Raw genomic sequence first — 724 nt, forward strand, 5'->3', positions numbered from 1 at the left:
CCTTGAGCTAGATCAATTTTGACCGCATTATAATGAATGAATGCATATAAAGACATTTATTTTTCTGAGGACAAAAAAATGCCAGCTCAAGGCTGGCATTCTTTAAAACTGGGAGAGATTACTCTTCGTCTTCATCATCTTCGTCAGGGTAGATAGCATCTTCACCTTCGTAGTAAGTGCCCCAACCGTCGTAGATAATGTCAAACTTCTCTGCAAGATTTACAAGCTTCTCAACTTGCTCATCAATCGCTTCTGCGTTCAGAGTACACTGCATCGTTGCATCACAACAAAGTAGCTTGTTGCCATCTTCGTCTTCTGTCTCTTCAGCTTCAAGCACTTCAAAGCCCATTTTGAATGCTTCAACAACGGCTTTCTCAAGTACTGCGAAATCTTCAGCGAATAGGTGATGCTCGATATCGTATAGAGCTTCAGGATCGCTACCATCTTCGATTAGTGCTTCAATGATGTCGCGAGTCTCTCCTTTTTGAAATTCAATTAATTCCGCTACTGATAGATATTCATCTTCGTGAGACATGTGTCTGCTCCAGAGTGTTGACTATGAAAAGATCAAATTTGATTGCCACGAAATATGGCACGGATCGCCTAGAAAAGCCACCTAGATCAGGTGTAGAAGAGCAAGTTTATCGCTAGATAACAGAAGGGATATCAATTAAAAAGTGAAATTAAAATCACAGAAACAAATTTTCAACATATTATTAACTAC

At 39.5% G+C, this 724-nt stretch carries 1 protein-coding gene; it reads right to left on the reverse strand.

Annotation, left to right across the window (positions count from 1 at the left end; genetic code table 11):
• Positions 1 to 118: 118 nt before the first annotated feature.
• Positions 119 to 535 carry a ribonuclease E inhibitor RraB gene (gene rraB, locus AB4653_RS24575; protein ID WP_004735324.1) on the reverse strand — a complete coding sequence of 139 codons (417 nt, stop codon included), beginning with the start codon at positions 533 to 535 and terminating at the stop codon, positions 119 to 121.
• Positions 536 to 724 lie beyond the last annotated feature (189 nt).

This window comes from Vibrio sp. 10N.222.48.A3 (assembly GCF_041475345.1).
Taxonomy (GTDB): domain Bacteria; phylum Pseudomonadota; class Gammaproteobacteria; order Enterobacterales; family Vibrionaceae; genus Vibrio; species Vibrio tasmaniensis_A.

Bases quoted from the DNA above. Each gene is read 5' to 3' on its own strand.
- rraB (WP_004735324.1), bottom strand. From the start codon at position 535: ATGTCTCACGAAGATGAATATCTATCAGTAGCGGAATTAATTGAATTT.